At 57.5% G+C, this 19,585-nt stretch carries 16 protein-coding genes and 1 tRNA gene; 7 read left to right on the top strand and 10 right to left on the bottom strand.

The features are described from left to right. The first annotated feature begins 112 nt into the window (after positions 1 to 112). The 4 genes from pcnB (at position 113) to panC (ending at position 3,684) form a co-directional block, all read left to right on the top strand. Entirely contained in the window at positions 113 to 1,450 is a 1,338-nt protein-coding gene (pcnB, locus tag AC0KVQ_RS00370; RefSeq protein WP_473419119.1) for a polynucleotide adenylyltransferase PcnB, read from the top strand. A gap of 2 nt (positions 1,451 to 1,452) precedes the next feature. Further along, on the top strand, positions 1,453 to 1,938 hold the full coding sequence (gene folK / locus AC0KVQ_RS00365; RefSeq protein WP_473419118.1) for a 2-amino-4-hydroxy-6-hydroxymethyldihydropteridine diphosphokinase: 486 nt from the start codon (positions 1,453 to 1,455) through the stop codon (positions 1,936 to 1,938). A 60-nt stretch (positions 1,939 to 1,998) separates the two neighbouring features. Next, positions 1,999 to 2,787 carry a 3-methyl-2-oxobutanoate hydroxymethyltransferase gene (panB, locus tag AC0KVQ_RS00360; RefSeq protein WP_473419117.1) on the top strand — a complete coding sequence of 263 codons (789 nt, stop codon included), beginning with the start codon at positions 1,999 to 2,001 and terminating at the stop codon, positions 2,785 to 2,787. Between the two features lie 63 nt (positions 2,788 to 2,850). After that, positions 2,851 to 3,684, top strand: a complete 834-nt coding sequence (gene panC, locus AC0KVQ_RS00355) for a pantoate--beta-alanine ligase (RefSeq protein ID WP_473419116.1) — start codon at positions 2,851 to 2,853, stop codon at positions 3,682 to 3,684. A gap of 244 nt (positions 3,685 to 3,928) precedes the next feature. On the opposite strand, the gene AC0KVQ_RS00350 is transcribed toward panC, so the two are convergent. The 4 genes from AC0KVQ_RS00350 to AC0KVQ_RS00335 all read right to left on the bottom strand — a co-directional run bounded on the left by AC0KVQ_RS00350 (position 3,929) and on the right by AC0KVQ_RS00335 (position 6,075). Further along, positions 3,929 to 4,004: transfer RNA gene (locus AC0KVQ_RS00350), tRNA-Ala, on the bottom strand. Positions 4,005 to 4,055: 51 nt separating this feature from the next. Further along, positions 4,056 to 5,072: an aspartate carbamoyltransferase gene (gene pyrB / locus AC0KVQ_RS00345; RefSeq protein WP_473419115.1), complete on the bottom strand. Its 1,017-nt coding sequence runs from the start codon at positions 5,070 to 5,072 to the stop codon at positions 4,056 to 4,058. Between the two features lie 29 nt (positions 5,073 to 5,101). After that, entirely contained in the window at positions 5,102 to 5,527 is a 426-nt protein-coding gene (gene ruvX, locus AC0KVQ_RS00340) for a Holliday junction resolvase RuvX (protein ID WP_473419114.1), read from the bottom strand. Next, positions 5,524 to 6,075: a YqgE/AlgH family protein gene (locus tag AC0KVQ_RS00335; RefSeq protein WP_473419113.1), complete on the bottom strand. Its 552-nt coding sequence runs from the start codon at positions 6,073 to 6,075 to the stop codon at positions 5,524 to 5,526. The genes ruvX and AC0KVQ_RS00335 overlap by 4 nt, the downstream gene beginning before the upstream one ends. A 71-nt stretch (positions 6,076 to 6,146) precedes the next feature. Between AC0KVQ_RS00335 and AC0KVQ_RS00330 the strand changes: the two genes are divergently transcribed. Beyond that, the gene (locus AC0KVQ_RS00330) at positions 6,147 to 7,571 is read left to right on the top strand and encodes a cryptochrome/photolyase family protein (protein ID WP_473419112.1); all 1,425 of its coding nucleotides are present in this window, start codon (positions 6,147 to 6,149) and stop codon (positions 7,569 to 7,571) included. Between the two features lie 86 nt (positions 7,572 to 7,657). Here the strand turns inward: AC0KVQ_RS00330 and fba are convergent, their stop codons facing one another. From fba to AC0KVQ_RS00300, 6 genes are all read right to left on the bottom strand, one after another. Continuing rightward, on the bottom strand, positions 7,658 to 8,695 hold the full coding sequence (gene fba / locus AC0KVQ_RS00325) for a class II fructose-bisphosphate aldolase (protein ID WP_473419111.1): 1,038 nt from the start codon (positions 8,693 to 8,695) through the stop codon (positions 7,658 to 7,660). 299 nt (positions 8,696 to 8,994) lie between these two features. Beyond that, positions 8,995 to 10,167 carry a phosphoglycerate kinase gene (locus AC0KVQ_RS00320; RefSeq protein ID WP_473419110.1) on the bottom strand — a complete coding sequence of 391 codons (1,173 nt, stop codon included), beginning with the start codon at positions 10,165 to 10,167 and terminating at the stop codon, positions 8,995 to 8,997. A 166-nt stretch (positions 10,168 to 10,333) separates the two neighbouring features. Then, on the bottom strand, positions 10,334 to 12,325 hold the full coding sequence (gene tkt / locus AC0KVQ_RS00315) for a transketolase (protein WP_473419109.1): 1,992 nt from the start codon (positions 12,323 to 12,325) through the stop codon (positions 10,334 to 10,336). Between the two features lie 211 nt (positions 12,326 to 12,536). Further along, positions 12,537 to 14,258 (bottom strand): PHA/PHB synthase family protein, encoded by a 1,722-nt coding sequence (locus AC0KVQ_RS00310; RefSeq protein WP_473419108.1) that lies wholly within the window; start codon positions 14,256 to 14,258, stop codon positions 12,537 to 12,539. Positions 14,259 to 14,325: 67 nt separating this feature from the next. Beyond that, on the bottom strand, positions 14,326 to 15,030 hold the full coding sequence (gene murU, locus AC0KVQ_RS00305) for an N-acetylmuramate alpha-1-phosphate uridylyltransferase MurU (protein ID WP_473419107.1): 705 nt from the start codon (positions 15,028 to 15,030) through the stop codon (positions 14,326 to 14,328). Next, positions 15,030 to 16,049: an aminoglycoside phosphotransferase family protein gene (locus AC0KVQ_RS00300; protein ID WP_473419106.1), complete on the bottom strand. Its 1,020-nt coding sequence runs from the start codon at positions 16,047 to 16,049 to the stop codon at positions 15,030 to 15,032. Before AC0KVQ_RS00300 ends, murU begins: the two co-directional genes overlap by 1 nt. A gap of 63 nt (positions 16,050 to 16,112) precedes the next feature. Here AC0KVQ_RS00300 and AC0KVQ_RS00295 point away from each other — a divergent pair, with 63 nt between their 5' ends. Beyond that, entirely contained in the window at positions 16,113 to 18,290 is a 2,178-nt protein-coding gene (locus AC0KVQ_RS00295; protein ID WP_473419105.1) for an LPS-assembly protein LptD, read from the top strand. 9 nt (positions 18,291 to 18,299) lie between these two features. Next, positions 18,300 to 19,583, top strand: coding sequence for a peptidylprolyl isomerase (locus AC0KVQ_RS00290; RefSeq protein ID WP_473419104.1), 1,284 nt, complete (start codon positions 18,300 to 18,302; stop codon positions 19,581 to 19,583). The last annotated feature ends 2 nt before the right edge of the window (positions 19,584 to 19,585 follow it).

Below are 19,585 nucleotides of genomic sequence, written 5' to 3'. Positions count from 1 at the left end.
TGAGCTTTGTCAGCAGGCTTCCCAGTAAGTTTCACAAGCGTCATGACTTGCCGCAGCACAGGGGTATAATCCACGCTTTCCAGCAATCCGGTTCCATTCCCAACCGCCAAAGATGATTCGAAAATTGATCGGCAAAGTTTTGCGCCGCCCCGGCAAGAAAATCCTGCATGCCAAACATTATGGTGTGCGTCGCGACCATATCCACACGGCGGCACTGCGCGTGTGCGACCGCCTGCAGGATGCGGGCTACGAAGCTTATGTTGTCGGCGGTGCCGTGCGCGACTTGTTGCTGGGGAAATCCCCGAAGGATTTCGACGTAGCCACCAGCGCTACACCGGAGCAGGTACGCCACGTATTCAATCGCTCGCGCATCATTGGCCGGCGTTTTCGTATCGTGCATGTGCCGTTTTATGACAGGCACGGCGAAGAGATCATTGAAGTCACCACCTTCCGTGGTTCATCCGACGCACCGACCGACGAAACCGGCCGCATCATCCGCGACAACGTCTACGGCACGCTGGAAGAAGACGCGCTGCGCCGCGACTTCACTATCAATGCGCTGTATTACGATCCGAACAGTGAAGAAATCATCGACTTCCATCACGGCGTCGAGGATATCGAAGCCAAGCGCCTGACCATGATTGGCGATCCGGAATTGCGTTATCGCGAGGATCCGGTACGCATGCTGCGCGCGGTACGACTGGCGGCAAAACTGGGCCTGGAAATCGCACCGGCCACGCGCAAGCCGATTGCCAGCCTGTCGAAGCTGCTGGCCAACATCCCGTCGGCCCGCCTGTTCGATGAAATGATGAAGCTGCTGCTGTCCGGCCGCGCCTGGGATTGTCTGATGGCCTTGCATGCCGATGGGCTGCATCGTGAGCTGTTTCCGGTGCTGGATATCGTGCTGGCCCGACCGCAGGCACGCCAGTTCCTTAAGCTGGCACTCGACAATACCGATGCAAGGCTGGCCGAGGACAAGCCGGTTTCTGCCGGTTTTCTGTTTGCTGCCCTGCTGTGGCATGAGGTCGAAGCCGACTGGCAAGCACGCCAGGCTGCCGGCCAGTACACAGTACCAGCACTGGTCGACGCCATGAATGGGGTTGAAGAAATCGTCGAGAAGCGCCTGGCAGTTCCAAACCGCTACGGTGCCGCCATGAAGGAAATCTGGTTGCTGCAACCGCGTTTCGAACAACGTGCCGGTAATCGCCCGCATCGCCTGCTGGAGCAGCACCGTTTCCGCGCTGCCTACGATTTCCTGCTACTGCGTGCAGAGTGCGGCCTGGTCGACAAGGAGCTGGCGCAATGGTGGCAGGATTTCCAGTACGCGGATGAACAAGGCCGCTCAGCCCTGATTGCCCGCGCTGCCAGCAAGACCGATGCCGAACCAGCCGCCAAACGCAAACGTCGACGCAAACCCAAGGCCAGCAAGCAGGCCACTTCCGGAGAGTGAAATTGGCGGTCCAGGTTTTCATTGCACTGGGCGCCAATATCGCCCAACCGGTCAAACAGGTACGGCGTGCCATTGCCCTGCTCTGCCTGCTGCCGCACACCCGGCTAGTCAAGACATCCAGCTTTTATTGCACTGCGCCCGTCGGCTATGCCGATCAGCCGGATTTCATCAATGCCGTGGTAGAAATACATACCAGCCTCTCGGCCCGAGAGCTGCTGGAGTCGATGCTGGCCATTGAAAGCGCACTAGGCCGCGAGCGCACCATGGTGAATGGCCCACGCACAATCGATCTGGACCTGATTCTCTACGGCGACCAGATCATCCACGAACACGAACTCGTTGTACCGCATCCACGCATGCACGAGCGCGCTTTCGTACTGGTCCCGCTGACGGAAATTGCACCGGACGTCGTCATCCCCGGTCATGGCCCTGCGCTGGCCATGCTGCCGGGAATCGCCGACCAATCACTCAAGCGCATGCCACTTTAAATGACAGATACCCCCTATCGCGCCACAAGCGCCCCCACTTCATCGCATGGATACCCGACCATGAAAATCACACTTTCCACCCTGCACAAAATGAAACAGGAAGGCCGCAAGATTGCGATGCTGACCTGTTATGACGCCACCTTTGCCGCCGTCGAGGCGGCAGCCGGCGTTGATATCCTGCTGATCGGCGATTCACTGGGCAATGTCATTCAGGGACACAGCTCGACCCTGCCCGTCTCGCTGGACGAAATGCTCTACCATACGCGCATCGTGGCACGCGGTGCCGGTGGCGCACTGGTATTGGCAGACATGCCGTTTGGCACCTCGCAGGTCAACCCGGAAAAAACCTTCGAAAATGCCGCACGCCTGATGGCTGCCGGCGCCGAGATGGTCAAGCTCGAAGGGGGCGAAGAAATGGTGGAAACCGTGCGTTTCCTGAGCCAGCGCGGTATTCCGGTTTGCTCGCACATCGGACTGCAACCACAATCAGTCAACGTCTATGGTGGCTACAAGATCCAGGGCAAAACCGAAGAAGATGCCCGCCGCCTGGTGCGCGAAGCCCAGGTACTGGAGCAGGCCGGCGCAGCACTCATCCTGATGGAGCTGGTGCCTGCCGCTGTTGCAAAACTGGTGACCGAATCGGTGCAGGTACCGACGATCGGCATCGGCGCCGGCCCGGATGTGGATGGCCAAGTGCTGGTGCTGCACGACATGCTTGGCCTGATTCCAGGCAAGAAGCGTTTCCTGAAGAACTTCATGGAAGGCAGTCCGAGCATCCAGGGTGCCATCGAAAAATATGTGTCTGAAGTGAAATGCGGCGCCTTCCCGACTGCGGAACACGCCTATTAATTTGTGCGGGGCAGGCGCCTTCCTGCCCCGTTTACCCGATTCATCAACTCTTCCACCCCTGTCATGCAAATCATCCACACCATCGAAGCACTGCGCGCCTGGCGCAAGACCGTCGGCACGGTGGCTTTCGTGCCCACCATGGGCAATCTTCACGCCGGCCATATGGCACTGGTGCGAGAAGCACGCAAACACGCGGATCACGTGGTGGTCAGCATCTTCGTCAACCGACTGCAGTTCGGCCAGGGCGAGGACTTTGACCGCTATCCACGCACCTTGGCCGCCGATGCCGCCTTGCTCGAGAAGGAAGGGGCCGCCATTGTGTTCGCCCCGGACGAGAAAGAGCTCTACCCGCGTGTGGTACAGCAATACAAGATCGAACCGCCTGCGATCCAGGACGAGCTGTGCGGCGCCTTCCGCCCCGGACACTTCCGGGGCGTTGCCACGGTCGTCACCAAGCTGTTCAATATCGTCGGCGCGGAAGTCGCCTGCTTTGGCAAGAAGGATTACCAGCAGCTTTTCATCATCAAGAGCATGGTCGATGACCTGAACATGCCACTGCAAATCGTTGCGGTTGATACCGGACGCGCCGAGGACGGGCTGGCACTGTCTTCACGCAATGGCTACCTTACCCCGGAACAGCGCGCCGAGGCCCCGCGACTCTATCATCACCTGAGCCGCATGAAAGCCGCCATTCTGGCTGGCGAACGCGATCATGCCGCCTTGGCACAACAGGCCATTGACGACCTGACCGCGCGTGGCTGGCAAGTGGATTACGTGGAAACGCGCAATGCAGATACTCTCAAGCCGGCCACGCATACTGACCACCGCCTGGTGATCCTGATTGCGGCACGCATCGGCGCGACGCGTTTGATCGACAATATCGAAGTATTTTGCTGAGCACCTGCTCACGATCTGTTGCGAGAAGCCGTCAGCGGAGTGAAGCGCAGCGCAAAAGCCGGAATGTACAGGCAGTACATGAAGATACCCCGCAGGAAGCACTCTTGGGGTGTTTTGAGCAGCACATGAGCCCTGATCACGGCTTCGCAGCAAAATCGTGAACAAGTTCTGAGTGTCCGGACTACCCGATTCCAGACAGCCGAAAAGACGAAAGCCGCGTTATGCAACGCGGCTTTCTTTTATTTGGTGGAGGTAAGCGGGATCGAACCGCTGACCTCTTGCATGCCATGCAAGCGCTCTCCCAGCTGAGCTATACCCCCAAACAAGGCTGCAAATTCTACACAAGCTTTTTCGCTTTGACCAGTCTTAATTCAGGCACCGATCAACTTTTTCTGGAATCGCACCGGCCGGAAAGTTGCTTCAATATCCTTCTCCACCCCCATGACCAAGGCAAACATCGCCATGCGTACGGCAATACCGTTGTCGGTCTGGCGGAAAATTGCCAGCTGCGGATGCGTATTCAGATCATTGTTGAGCTCGCAGCTTTCCGAGCGGTTATCACGCGGCAACGGATGCATCAAGATCGCCTTCGGGTCGCAATAGCGATCGAAGAATGCGCGGTTGATCGCATAGCTACCCTTGAAACGCTGAGCTTCGTCGATACTTTCAAAACGCTCTTCCTGGATACGCGTGGCATAGATCACGTCCGAATTGGCTACGCCTGCGATCATGTCCGTGGTTTCCTTGACGGTATGACCGCGTGTACGCAGGAAATCGACTACATAAGCCGGCATCTTCAGTTCCGCCGGGGAAACGAAAGTGAAGTGGATATCCTTGAACAGGGACAGCAATTTGGCCAGCGAGTGCACCGTGCGGCCAAAACGCAAATCACCGACCATGGCCACACGCAGACCATTGATTGTATTCAGATCACGCTTGAGTTCCTTGAGCATGGTGTAGAGATCAAGCAGCGCCTGGCTCGGATGTTCGCCCGGGCCATCACCCGCATTGAGCACAGGCACGAGCGAGGCATCAGCGAACTCCTTCACGCTACCCATCTGCGGGTGGCGCACCACCATGATATCGACATAACCGCTGATCACGCGGCTGGCATCATGGTTCGATTCCCCCTTGGCCATCGAGGAAAACTGGAAACCGGTGGTATCGCACACGCGGCCACCCAGGCGGCAGAATGCAGCATCGAAACTCATGCGCGTACGCGTACTGGGTTCGAAAAACAGGTTGCCGAGCAAGGCGCCATCAAGCACATCGCATGCGAGTTCACCCCGCGCAACCGGCTCAAGCTTGGCTGCGGTCTGGAACAGCAGGGAAAGATCAGAAAGGCCGAACTGCTCGACCGACAGGATGTGGGAACCGTGGAATTGCATTGAATAAGCCCTCGCGATGCGCAATGGGCTCAGATTTTACCGGTGCCACCCGAATCAAACCAGCTTTGCAGAATCTGCATCGCTGCCACCTGGTCCAACGCCGGCTTTTGCTTGCGCCCCCGCACGCCCGTCTCATTGAGGGCCTGCGTTGCTGCGGCAGAACTGAGGCGTTCATCAACCAGATCCACCGGCAAACCAAACCGGCCCTGGAGGCGGTTGGCAAACTTGCGCGCCAGACGTGAAAGCTCATGCTCGTTGCCATCCAGATACATGGGCAACCCAACGACCAGACGCTGTGCTTGCCACTGAGCAATCAGTTCACCGATACGGGCAAATCGCCGCTCGTTATCCTCGAACGCAATGGTCTCCACCGGATGCGGGATGGCAAGCTCGGTGGTGCCAACAGCGACGCCAATGCGCACTTCGCCAAAATCAAAAGCCAGCAGCGTCGTCATGCGTGTCCGGCTTCTTCGGACAGCATGGCCATATCAATACCGAGCAAACCAAGTGCAGCGTTGTAGCGTTCATCCGGGGGAAGATCGAAGATGACTTTGGGATCAGCAGCCACCGTCAGCCAGGCATTCTGGGCAATTTCTTTCTCCAGCTGACCGGCCTCCCAGCCGGCATACCCGAGCGATACGAAGAGTCGCTGCGGCCCCTCGCCGGCACCGACTGCGAGCAATACGTCTTTCGAAGTGGTCAAACCCAGCGTTTCGGAAATGGCCAGTGTCGATTGCCAAGCACCCAATGGCTCATGCAACACGAAACCGCGATCAGTCTGCACCGGGCCACCAAAACACACGCCGAGATCGGCCACATCAGGACGGTGCAATTCGATATCGATCTGCCCGAAGAGGGTGGAGAGCGTCATCCCCAAAGGACGATTGACAATAATGCCCATGGCGCCTTGCTCGCCATGCTCGCAAATAAATGCCAGCGAGCGCGCAAATATCGGGTCGGACAAGCCGGGCATCGCAATCAGAAATTGGCGTGAGAGATTCATTTCCATGGCCTGATTATCGCACAGGAAAAGCCAATTACCAGCTTTGCCGCACTACGCAGTATGATGACGTAATGACAACCGCTCTCGTTTGGCTGCGCCGTGATTTGCGCCTGCATGACAGTGCCGCACTGGTCGCAGCACTCTCTCAACATGAACAGGTCGTACCGGTTTTTGTATTTGACCGGACAATTCTCGACCCATTGCCGCGCGATGACCGCCGTGTGGCATTTATCCATGCCTGCCTGACCGAGCTCAAGCAAACCCTGCGGGAGTATGACAGCGACCTGGTAATTGCCATTGGCGACCCGCGCCAGGCAATTCCGGCGCTGGCAAACCGGTTAGGCGCACAGGCAGTCTATGCCAATCGCGATTACGAACCGGACGCATGCCTGCGCGACACTTGTGTGGCCGAATGCCTGGAAGCACAAGGCATCGCCTGGATGGATTTCAAGGATCAAGTGCTGTTCGAGCGCGATGAAGTCCTGACACGCAATGGTCATCCGTTCAGCGTCTTCACGCCTTACTGGCGCACCTGGCGTATGCGATTATCGCCGCAGGATACAGCGGAACACTGGGCCAATCCTTACCTGCCACACCTAGCCAAACTGCCGGAACAAGCACTACCCAGCCTTGATGCACTGGGCTTTAACGCCATCAGCCCGGAAACCTGCTCACGCTACATTCCGGGTACGCAGGGCGCCAGGCAATTACTGGACGATTTCAGGCTGCGCATTGATCACTACCACCAATTGCGCGATTTCCCTGGCAAAAAAGGCGTGTCGTACCTGAGCCCGCACTTGCGCTTTGGTACGCTTTCCGTGCGCGAACTGGCCCGGCTTGCGCTGGATGTGGGAGGCGACGGGGCAGAATGCTGGCTCAAGGAACTCTGTTGGCGCGAGTTCTACCAGCAGTTGCTCTGGCACCGACCCGATCTGGTCAAGCATGCATTCCGTGCGGAATTCGACCAGCTGGCTTTCCCGAATAACCCGGATTGGTTCTCAGCCTGGTGCGAGGGAGAAACCGGATATCCACTGGTTGACGCCGGCATGCGTCAGCTCAATCAGACCGGTTACATGCACAACCGCTTGCGCATGGTCACGGCCAGTTTTCTGGTCAAGGATCTGTTGATCGACTGGAGGCTGGGTGAGGCGTATTTCGCAGAAAAATTGATGGACTTCGATCTGGCCAGCAACAATGGTGGCTGGCAGTGGGCGGCCTCCGTGGGGTGCGATGCCCAGCCCTGGTTTCGCATTTTCAATCCGGTAACCCAGTCGGAAAAATTCGATACGGATGGCCGCTTTATTCGCCGTTACTGCCCGGAACTCGCCGCCCTGCCCGATTCAGCCATCCACGCCCCCTGGCAGGCCAAGCCATTTGAGCTGGCAACTGCCGGTATCGTGCTGGGAAGGGATTATCCACTGCCGATCGTGGATCATGCATCACAGCGCGAAGCAGCGCTCGCGCTATTCAAATCAGCCTCTCAACACAAAACCTGAAAAACAAAGGGCAGGCCTTGCGGCCTGCCCTCTTCTCCCCCTCCCCTTTTTTGGAGAGATGTATTCTGTAGCCGGAATATTACCAGTTACTTGTATTTTGTCACCATTTTTTCAAGCGGAATCGGCTTGATCTTGTCTGCCTGACCGGCCGTGCCAAAAGCCAGGTAGCGCGCTTCACATACGGCGCGCATGGCGGCAATGGCCGGCTTCAAATAGGTACGCGGATCAAACTCGCTCGGCTTTTCCGCCATTGCCTTGCGGATCGCGCCCGTCATGGCCAAGCGCAAGTCGGTATCGACATTGATCTTGCGCACACCAAAGCGGATAGCGCGCTGAATTTCCTCGACCGGCACACCCCATGTCGGCTTCAGCTGGCCACCGAATTCACGGATGATATCCTGCAACTCCTGCGGCACGCTGGAAGCGCCATGCATGACCAGATGCGTGTTCGGAATTGCTTCGTGGATCTCGCGCACCCGCTCGATCGCCAGCACTTCACCCGTGGGCGGGCTGGTAAATTTGTAGGCTCCGTGGCTAGTCCCGATCGCGATCGCCAGAGCGTCAACGCCAGTAGCTTCCACAAACGCCTTGGCCTGTACCGGATCGGTCAACAACTCTTCGCGCGTCAGCGCACGGTTGGAGCCAATACCATCTTCAGCCTCGCCATGACCGGTTTCCAGGCTACCCAGACAGCCCAATTCACCTTCGACCGAAACACCACAGCCATGTGCAAGCTTGACCACTTCGCGCGTAACATTGACGTTGTAATCGTAATCAGAAGGTGTCTTGCCATCATCTCGCAGAGAACCGTCCATCATCACACTGGAAAAGCCCAGACGCAGTGCCGATACGCACACAGACGGACTCACGCCATGATCCTGGTGCATGACCACCGGGATATCCGGATAACTGGCCAGTGCGCCTTCGATCAAATATTTCAGGAATTGCTCGCCAGCATATTTTCTGGCGCCAGCCGAGGCTTGCAGAATGACCGGGCTGCGCGTGGCATCAGCAGCCTGCAGGATGGCTTGGACCTGTTCCAGATTGTTCACATTGAAAGCAGGCACGCCATAATTGTGTTCTGCAGCATGATCAAGGACCTGACGAAGGGAAACTAGCGGCATGAGGGCTCTCCGTTATGGGTTGTTGTTCTGGAATCGGCGCCACTGTATGAGTGGCCAAGCAGCCGCCTCAATACAGGTTTTCCCCAACAGGGAAAACCCTATGATACCAGTCGCCATATGACTATGCCAGAATAAAAAAACAGTTTAAAAACAATGGCTATACAGCGAAACGTTGCTTCACAAAAAGGATTTAGCAAAGTTATTTTTAGACCACTTGCACCACGTCTGCAGCAAGAATTGCATAAAAAATAACGCCCGGTTTTGGCCGGGCGTTACTGACTTCGTCACAGCAACCAGGATCAGGCTGCGCGCTGTTCGAGGATCTCGACAGCCGGCAACACCTTTCCTTCGAGGAATTCGAGGAAGGCGCCGCCACCGGTCGAGATGTAGCTGACCTGTTCGGTAATGCCATACTTGGCCACCGCTGCCAGTGTGTCGCCACCGCCCGCAATCGAGAAACCACTCGAAGCAGCGATAGCACGCGCAATCGCCTCGGTGCCCTTGCCGAACTGGTCGAATTCGAACACGCCAACTGGGCCGTTCCAGACGATGGTGCCAGCAGTCTTGAGAATTTCGGCGAGCTTGGCTGCTGAATCCGGACCAATATCAAAGATCATGTCGTCAGCAGCAACTTCTTCAATCTTCTTGGCCACGGCCGGTTCGTTGGCATCGAACTTCTTGCCGATCACAACATCGGTCGGCAGCGGCACATCACCGCCACGCGCGCGGATCTTGGCAATCACGGACTTGGCATTGTCGACCAGATCGGCTTCAGCCAGCGACTTGCCAACTTGCTTGCCTTCAGCCAGCAGGAAGGTATTGGCGATACCACCACCGACGATCAATTGATCCACCTTGTCGGCGAGAGATTCAAGGATGGTCAGCTTGGTCGAGACCTTGGAGCCAGCCACGATCGCCACCAACGGCTTAGCCGGGGCCTTGAGAGCCTTGCCCAGCGCGTCAAGTTCGGCAGCCATCAGCAAGCCGGCACCGGCTTCCTTGGCAAACTTGGCCACAGCATGGGTAGAAGCTTCGGCGCGGTGAGCGGTGCCGAAAGCATCGTTCAGGAATACATCGCACAGCGCGGCATATTTCTGGCCGAGTTCATCGCTGTTTTTCTTTTCGCCCTTGTTGACGCGCACATTTTCGAGTACGACCACTTCGCCCACCTTGGCCTGATAGCCTTCCCAGTCGGCAATCACTTTGACTTCCTTGCCCAGCAATTCGGACATGCGGGCAGCAACAGGCGCCAGCGAGTCTTCCGGCTTGAATTCACCCTCGGTCGGGCGGCCGAGGTGGGACATCACGATTACGGCAGCACCCGCCTTCAGCGCAGCTTCAATGGTCGGCATGCTGGCGCGGATGCGAGTATCGTCGCCGATCTTGCCATCGGCCACAGGCACATTGAGGTCGGCACGGATCAGGACTTTTTTGCCTGCCAGCGCAATGTCGGTCATTTTGCGAAACGCCATGGTCTCTTCCTTTCAATGTTGAAAATGGGCAGGATTTGCCCAAGGGAAATATTCACGCGCAGTTTAGCATAGCCCTGCGGTCAGGCCAGTCCCGCGCCCGCACCGTTTGAGCAGCAACAAAAAAGCCGCCCATGGCAGGGCGGCTTACCGGGGCTTAAACGAACAATCAGGCCAGCAGCGCCTTGGCACGCGCCACCACATTCTCGACCGTGAAGCCAAAATGCTTGAACAGCAGCCCGGCTGGCGCGGATTCACCAAAGCGGTTGATGCCGATCACGTCACCTTCCAGGCCAACATACTTGTACCAGAAGTCGGGATGGCCGGCTTCGATAGCCAGGCGCTTGACGCCTCGCGGCAATACGGCAGCCTTGTAATCCGCATCCTGCGCATCAAACACATTGGTACATGGCATCGAGACCACACGTACCGCTACGCCATCCGCAGTCAGCTGCTCGGCAGCCTTCACAGCCAGATCAACTTCCGAGCCGGTTGCAATCAGCACCAGCTGCGGCGCACCGGCACAGTCACGCAGCACATAGCCCCCCTTGCGGATTGCGCTGACCTGCTCGTCGCTACGCGACTGGAACGGCAGGTTCTGGCGGGTAAACACCAACGATGACGGTGTTGTTTTCTGCTCGACAGCATGAATCCAGGCCGCCATCGATTCGACCGTATCTGCCGGGCGCCACACGTGCATGTTCGGGATATAGCGCAGCGTGGCGGTCTGTTCGACCGGCTGATGGGTCGGACCATCTTCGCCCAGGCCAATGGAATCGTGGGTAAACACGAAAATATTGTTGGTCTTCATCAATGCCGCCATGCGCAAGGCATTGCGGGCATACTCGGAGAACACCAGAAAGGTACCGCCGAACGGACGGAAACCGCCATGCAGGCAGATACCGTTCATGATGGCCGCCATACCGAACTCGCGCACACCATACGAGATATAGTTGCCACCGTCCTTGGTCAGTGACACGCATCCCTTCCAGTTGGTCAGGTTCGAACCGGTCAGATCCGCCGAGCCACCCAGGAATTCCGGCAGATGCGGTGCCAGCTGGTTGATCGCGTTCTGCGAGGCCTTGCGGGTTGCCACGGTTTCCGCCTTGGCGATGGTTTCGGCAATGGCCTTGTCTGCGATTTCGGCAAAATCGACTGGCAGCTCGCCACTCATGCGGCGCTTGAATTCGGCAGCCAGTTCCGGGAAGGCCGCAGCATAGCCGGAAAATTTCTGATTCCAGGCCAATTCCTGCGTGGCACCGAAGGCTTTCTTGTTCCAGGCTGCATAAACATCGCCCGGAATTTCGAACGCGGCGTGATGCCAGCCCAGCGCAGCACGGGTTGCTGCCACTTCGTCGGCGCCCAGTGGGGCGCCGTGACTGTCATGCGTACCGGCCTTGTTCGGCGAACCCTTGCCAATCACAGTTTTACAGCAGATCAGGGTCGGCTTGGTCGTGACAGCCTTGGCCACCTCGATTGCGGCATTGACGGCATCGACATCATGGCCATCCACGCCTCGAATCACATGCCAGCCATACGCCTCAAAGCGAGCCGGGGTATCGTCGGTGAACCAGCCTTCAACATGTCCGTCAATTGAAATGCCGTTGTCATCCCAGAATGCCGTGAGCTTACCCAGCCCCCAGGTTCCGGCCAGGGCACAGGCTTCATGCGAGATACCTTCCATCAGGCAGCCATCACCCAGGAAAACCCAGGTGTTGTGATCCACAATTTCATGACCAGGGCGGTTGAACTCCTTGGCCAGCAGCTTTTCTGCCAAGGCCATACCCACCGCATTGGTAATACCCTGGCCAAGCGGCCCGGTTGTGGTTTCGACACCTGCGGTATAGCCGACTTCGGGGTGGCCGGGCGTACGCGAATGAAATTGACGGAACTGCTTCAGATCTTCGATCGAAAGGTCGTAACCGCTCAGATGCAGCAAGGCATAATGCAGCATGGAGCCATGGCCATTGGAAATCACGAATCGATCGCGATTGGCCCAATGCGGATTGGCCGGATTATGGCGGTAATGGTTGTTACCCCACAGCGCTACGGCAATTTCTGCCATGCCCATCGGCATGCCGGGATGGCCGGAATTGGCTTTCTGAACGGCATCCATCGCAAGGGCGCGAATGGCATTGGCAAGATCGGTACGCGAGGCCATGCAAACTATCCTTTTTCCTAAAAACGCTTTTGATTGACAAACAAAAGCCAGAGCAAGATCCGGTACGGGTGCGCATGCAACCCGCTGAAAGATCGCGCATTATCCCGGATCAGCACATGCGTCGACAACTCAAAAATGTAGCTTTGGAAAGCATTCATACAAAAACCGCCAAAGTTAGCCTTCACTTTGGCGGCTGTTGATTTATGGCTGCTTATTCAAGCACATACTTGCCAGGGGCACTGCCCTGGCTGGGATGCGCCCGACTCGACAGCTTCGGTTTGACTTGCGGGCCGGAATATTCACGCAGCCATTCCACCCAATTGGGCCACCAGGAACCGGCGACATTGGTCTGGCGTGCCTGCCAGTCTTCAGGGGTCTCGCCCGGTAATGGATTCCCCTGCCAATAGCTGCGCTTGCTCTTCGGCCCAGGCGGATTGACGATGCCGATGATGTGGCCGGACGAAGACAAAGTGAATTTCACGGGCCCGCCTGTGCGATGGACCAGTGAAAAGGTCTGCTTCCACGGCGCAATATGATCTTCCTCGGTGCTGACCATATAAAGCGGCTGGGTAATCTTTGCCAGATTGATCGGCTGCCCTGCGACCTTGAGCGCATCGGGCTCGACCAGTTTGTTTTTGCAATACAGCTCGCGCAGATAAAAGCGATGCATTTTTTCCGGCAAACGAGTGGTATCCATGTTCCAGTACAGCACATCAAACGCCATGGGCGTTTCGCCCAAGAGATAATTGCCGACCCAGTAGTTCCAGATCAGGCTGTTCGGACGCAGCATGCGGAAACTCGCCGCCATATCCTTGCCATCCAGATAGCCTTTTTCCGTCATCCTTCGCTCAATGAAGGCCAGCCCTTCTTCATCCAGGAAAACCTCGATATCGCCAGGGCGGGAAAAATCGGTCAGCGTGGTCAGCAAGGTGGCCGAATTGACCGGCACCTGATCCGGATCCTGCCGGTTCGCCCAAGCCAGATAAGTGCTCACCAGCGTACCGCCGATGCAATAGCCAACGAGGTTAACCTTGTCGGTGCCCGAAATCTCCTTGGCAACGTCGATGATCCGGCCCACGCCATCGGCCAGATAATCATCGAAACCGACATTGCGCATCGATCCGTCCGGATTCTTCCAGCTGGTGATAAACACCGAATAGCCCTGATCGACCAGATACTTGACCAGACTTTTTTGCGGGTTCATATCCAGGATGTAGTACTTGTTGATCCAGGGTGAAATGATCACCAGCGGTATCTTGTGGACAGTCGGGGTTGTGGCTTCGTAATGAATGACTTCCAGCAATTTGCCGCGATGAACCACGCTGCCGGGTGTCGTCGCGAGATTCTCTCCAACCGTGAAGGCATTGAGATCGGTCATGCTGATATCGCCATTTTTCACATCTTCGGCGAAATTGCGAAAGCCATCGATCAGGCTTTCACCATTGGTTGCCAGCACCTTGGCCATGGCAACCGGATTGGTCAGAAGAAAGTTGGTTGGCGCAATCGCATTGAGCCATTGCCGCAGCCAGAAGGCGGAACGACTGTGTTCCTGTTCGCCCAGGCCCGGCGTTTGGTACAAGGCATCCTGCAGCCAGCGCGTATTGAGCAGGTACCATTCCTTGAGCGAATCCCAGAACGGCACCTCGTCCCAGACTGGATCGGCAAAGCGGGTATCTTCCGGATTACGCGGAAAGACTTCACATTCGGCCCCGCAGTTACCCATGAACCGCCCGAGCGTATAGCGCTGCCACAGCCGTACATCATCGGCATAACGGTGCATGACCGATGCCAGCGCATCCGGATTCATCGCCCAGGCTTGCTGCGCCTTGAGCCAGGTGGCTCCCAGGCCAAACGGATCGAGGGCCTGGCGCAACTCGTGCTGCAATGCGCTGTTGCGAACCGCCTGCTCTTCAAAAAAATGGTTGACTGACATGTTGCCTCCCGAACTGGACATGCATGGCCATGCATCTCATCCAGTTTAGGTTGCAATGCAACAAATCTCAACGCACAGCCATGCCGTCAATCGGCTGCGCACAACGGCGCGCCTCGTCAAGCCGCGCTACCGTTCCGACATCCAGCCACAACCCATCGAAACTCTCGGCCGTAACCCGGCCTTGGGCCGCTGCTGCTTTCAGCAGTGGGGCAATGCGCGCAGGACGATTCGGGTCAACGCCCAGGAAAAGATCCGGTTGATACAAGGCGATTCCGCTGAACGTCATGCGCAGCCCGTTTTCCGGACAAGCCTTGCCATCCTGCAAGCCAAAATCACCGTCGGGATGATGCGCCGGGTTCGGGACCAGTACCAGATGGGCGAGACCATGTGGATCACGCCGCATTTGCTCAGCTACCGGCAGAAGTCGGGAAAAATCGTAGACACAGAATATGTCGGCACTGACTACCAGGAAGGGCTCGCCCCCCAGCAGGCTCAGTGCACGCGCAATGCCACCGGCGGTTTCCAGTGCAGTGCCTTCCGCCGAATAGACGATCTCCACGCCATAGTCGGTGCCACTGCCAAGCTGGTCCTCAATCATGCGCCCCAGCCAGGCATGATTGATCACAATCTGCGTGATGCCGGCCTGCGACAGACGTTTCAGGTGCCAGCCGATCAGGGGGGTTCCAGCCACATCGAGCAAGGGCTTGGGGCAGGCATCGGTCAGGGGACGCATGCGTTCACCGCGCCCTGCTGCAAGAATCATGGCACGCATCAGAAGGTGTACCCCACATCGATCTGTTCCGCGTGCACCTGTGCCAGCAAACGGCGCAATGCGCCCAATTCGCCATAGCGCTCGCAAACCTTGCGTACGTAATCCAGTACACGCGGGATATCGGCCTGGTACTGCGTCTTGCCATCACGGAACTTGAGCCGCGCGAAGATACCCAGCACCTTCAGATGACGTTGCAGACCCTGCCATTCGAAATCGCGATAGAACTCGGAAAAATCGGCAGTCAAGGGCAAACCGGCAGCGCGGGCTTGCTCCCAATAGCGAATCGCCAGATCGATCACAAAACTTTCGTCCCAATCAATGTAGGCGTCGCGCAGCAAGGAAACAAGGTCATAACTGAGCGGGCCATGCACGGCATCCTGATAATCGATCAGGCGCAGCCGGTCATCCTTGACCATCAGATTGCGCGAATGATAATCGCGATGCACAAAGCCGGTTGGCTGTTGCAGGTTGCGCGCGACGATCAATGCGCAACTGCGCGACCAGACCTCCTGCATTTCCGCATTCAGTGTCACACCCAACTGGTATCCAAAATACCATTCTCGGCAGATTTCCAGTTCACGCTGCAAGAACGCCGCATCGTACGCCGGCAATGCCTGTGCGCTGACCGCCACTTGCAGCCTGACCAGCAAATCGATCGCTTGCAGATACCAGCCCTTGGCAGCGTCAGGCGTCAGCAATTGGGTCAATGTGGTATTGCCGAGGTCTTCCAGCAGCGCAAACCCAAGCCGTGCATCATGGGCGAACAATTGCGGCACCGGCAGACCGGCATCACTCAGGCGGGCATGCTGCGCCAGATAGGTTTCAAACTGGAAACTCTCGGGTGGCGCATCCATGACAATCCGGCTCGCACCATCGGTTTCGATGCGCCAGTAGCGCCGGGCACTGGCATCGGCAGCCGCACTGGCGATACCCAGAACCGGCTGATCCAGACAGCCTTGCAGCCAATCCTGCATCTGCCTGAAACGCGGGGTTGAAAGAATCTCGGGAGAAAGGGTCATGCCATAGTCCAATCAATTGCTGCTAGAATCCGCGCATTGTATCAAGCGAGCCGCCTTGGCCCCATGTCTGCGTTTTCTTGCCCACCCTACCGTTTTTCCCTGCTGGCCATCCTGATTGCAAGCATGCCGGTGGTCGCCCATGCCGAGACCGCACAGGAAACCGAACCACCGATTCTGATCCACGCAGATGAAGCCAGCGCCCGCGAAGGGGATTTCGCCGAAGCGCGTGGCAATGTGGTGGTTACACGCGACAACCTGAAAGTGGAAAGTGACTGGGCCAACTATCAGCTTGCCACCGACCTGTTGCGTGCGGGAGACCAGATTACATTGCACAAGGATGGCGATGTATTGACCGGTACGCAGCTGCAGATGACCGTCGACTCCCGCCAGGGCGATCTGCTCGACCCGGTCTACCAGATGGCACAAGGCCGCGCACGTGGCGATGCGGTCAAATTGCTGTTCGAAGGCCCCAACCGCTATGTAATCCAGCAAGGACGGCTGACCACCTGCGAACCGGGCAATGATTCCTGGTACCTGCATTCCAGCACGATCGGGCTCGACTACAACACCAATCTGGGCGAAGCCTGGAACGGCTGGATCGAGTTCAAGGGTGCGCCGATCTTTTATTACCCGTGGGTGGATTTCCCGCTCGACAGCTCGCGCAAAAGCGGTTTTCTGTTCCCGAAGATCGGCATGAGCAACAAGAACGGCTTTCAGTGGCAGCAGCCGTATTATTTCAATCTTGCGCCGAATTACGATGCCACGCTGTCGCCCAATTACCTGTCCAAACGCGGCCTGATGCTGGGTGGAGAGTTCCGCTACCTGCAGCCGGATTATTCCGGCGTCCTGCGCCTGGAAGGTCTGGATGACCAACTCGAGAATAAAACCCGTAGCAGTGTGTTGTTCCAGCATACGCAAGAGCTGGCACCCAACCTGAATCTGGATTTGAACATCCAGAAAACCTCGGACAATGAGTATTTATCCGACTTCGGTGATCGGCTTTCTGTCACGTCGCAGAGCAATCTGCCGCGCGAAGGCACCTTGCGCTACAGCGGTAATGAGTGGAGCAGCTTCCTGCGCTGGCAGCGTTTCCAGACACTGAGCACGGCAGCCAATCCAGTCGAAAAACCCTATGACCGCGCACCGCAACTCTATGCCACGGCGCAACCGGACCTGATCCAGGGACTGGTGACCGGCATCAGTGGCGAGCTGACCGACTTCCGTCACCCGACCAAGACCGAAGGTTTGCGTGCATGGGCATATCCGAGCATCTCGGTGCCGTTCAATGAATCCTGGGGATTTGTCACGCCCAAGGTTGGCGTGCATGCCACCCGCTACAATCTCGACAAGAACGGGCAGCAGCAGGAAAGCTATGCGCGCACCTTGCCGATTGCCAGCTTGGACAGCGGGCTGTACTTCGAGCGCGAAACCAACCTGTTTGACACCGCATTCGTACAGACACTGGAACCGCGCGCGTACTACCTGTACATCCCGTATCGCGATCAATCCATGCTGCCGGTGTTCGATTCGGGTGAAACCGATCTGTCGCTGACCCAACTGTTCAGCGAGAACCAGTTCTCCGGGCAGGATCGCATCAACGATGCCAACCAGCTGACGCTGGCTGTCACCAGCCGCCTGTTCGAAAGCGACAGCGGTATCGAGCGCTTCAATCTCACGGTTGGCCAGCGCCAGTATTTCAAGACACCGCGCGTCACACTGAGTTCGACCGAAACCTCGGACACCACGGCAGAACAAAAGCGCTCGGACTGGCTGATGACGCTGGGTGCGCAGCTATGGCAGGGTGTTTCGACCAGCTACATCATGCAGTACAACCAGCAGGACAACACCCTGCGCCGTGCCGACCTGGTGCTGACCTGGCGCCCCGGCGAGTACAAGCTGCTGAACTTGCGTTATGTGAACAACCGGATTGCCGACACCCGGCAGGCGGACATTTCCGGCCAATGGCCGCTGGGCAACGGCTGGTATGCCATGGGCCGCTACAACTATTCGATCACAAACCGGCGCGCGCTGGAGATCCTGGGTGGTGTCGAGTACAACGCCGGTTGCTGGGGCCTGCGCCTGGCAGCCCAGCGCTACGCCACCAGCACCACGGATTATGACACTTCGTTCTTTGCCATTCTTGAGCTTGGCGGTCTGGCTGGCATAGGCAGCAATCCGCTCGATGCCATTCGTTCGTCCATCCCCGGCTACGCCGACACCTACTCGCCGACCCGTTTCTGAGAGGCCGCTATGAAGTCGCTGTTTCGCACCCTGATCCTGTCTGCCACGCTGCTGATTGCACCGGCACAGGCCAATATCGTCACGCTGGATCGCGTGGTTGCGGTCGTGAACCGCAGCGCCATCACCCAGCAGGAACTTAATGACCGGATCGATTCGATCCGCAAGAACCTGGCACGCCAGGGCATTGCCGCACCGGCAGCCGATGTCCTGGAAAGCGAAGCGCTCCAGCGCATGATCACCGAACGGGTCATGCTCGAACAAGCCAACAATCTGGGCATACGCATCGACGACAGCCAACTCGAAGGTGCGCTGGCACGAATCGCCCAGCAGAACCGTCTGACTCTGCCTGATCTGCGCAAGCGCCTCGAAGTCGATGGCGTGAACTGGCGACAGTTTACCGACGAGATTCGCCAGGAAATGACCTTGAGCCTGCTGCGCGAACGGGAAATCGAAAACAAGATCATCGTAACCGATGCCGAAGTGGATGAATTCCTGAGCCTGAGCGCCAACAAGCCCCAGCTTGAGTATCAACTTGCGCAGGTCATGATCAGCCTGCCGGAAAATGCTTCACCGGAGCAGATCCAGTCACGGCGTACACGCATCCTCGCCGCACGCCAGGAGCTGGCTGAAGGCAAGGAATTTGCCGCCGTGGCCGCTACCTATTCCACCGCAGCAGAAGCCAGCAACGGCGGCGTGATCGGCTGGCGACCGACCGGGGCGCTGGCACCGGCATTTGCCGAACTTCTTGAAAGTCTGCAGCCGGGCGAAATGACCGACATCGTGCGCAGCAGTGCGGGTTTTCACATCTTCAAACTGCTCGATAAGCGTGAGCAGAGCGAAAAGCTGGTCATCAAGCAAACGCATGCTCGCCACATTCTGGTACGGACCAATGAGGTCGTATCGGAAATCGATGCGCGCAACAAACTGCTGCAAATTCGTGATCGCTTGCTCAACGGCAGCAAGTTTGAGGAGCTGGCCCGCCTGTATTCCGATGACACCAGCGCCAACAAGGGCGGAGATCTTGGCTGGCTTTCAGCTGGCGACACCGTGCCTGATTTCGAGCAGGCCATGGACAAGCTCAACCCGGGCGATATCAGCCAGCCGGTCAAATCCCCGTTCGGCCTGCACCTGATCCAGGTAGTGGAGCGCCGCAACCAGGATGTGACGCAAGAAAGCCGCCGTGCCAAGGTGCGGCTGGACCTGCGCCAGCGCAAAGCCGAAGAGCAGTATGAAGACTGGGTTCGACAACTGCGCGACAAAGCCTATGTATCCATTCGACTGAAAGACGAATAAAA

The organism is Formivibrio sp. oc-25 (assembly GCF_055810895.1).
This window is presented reverse-complemented; position numbering and strand designations above follow the sequence as displayed.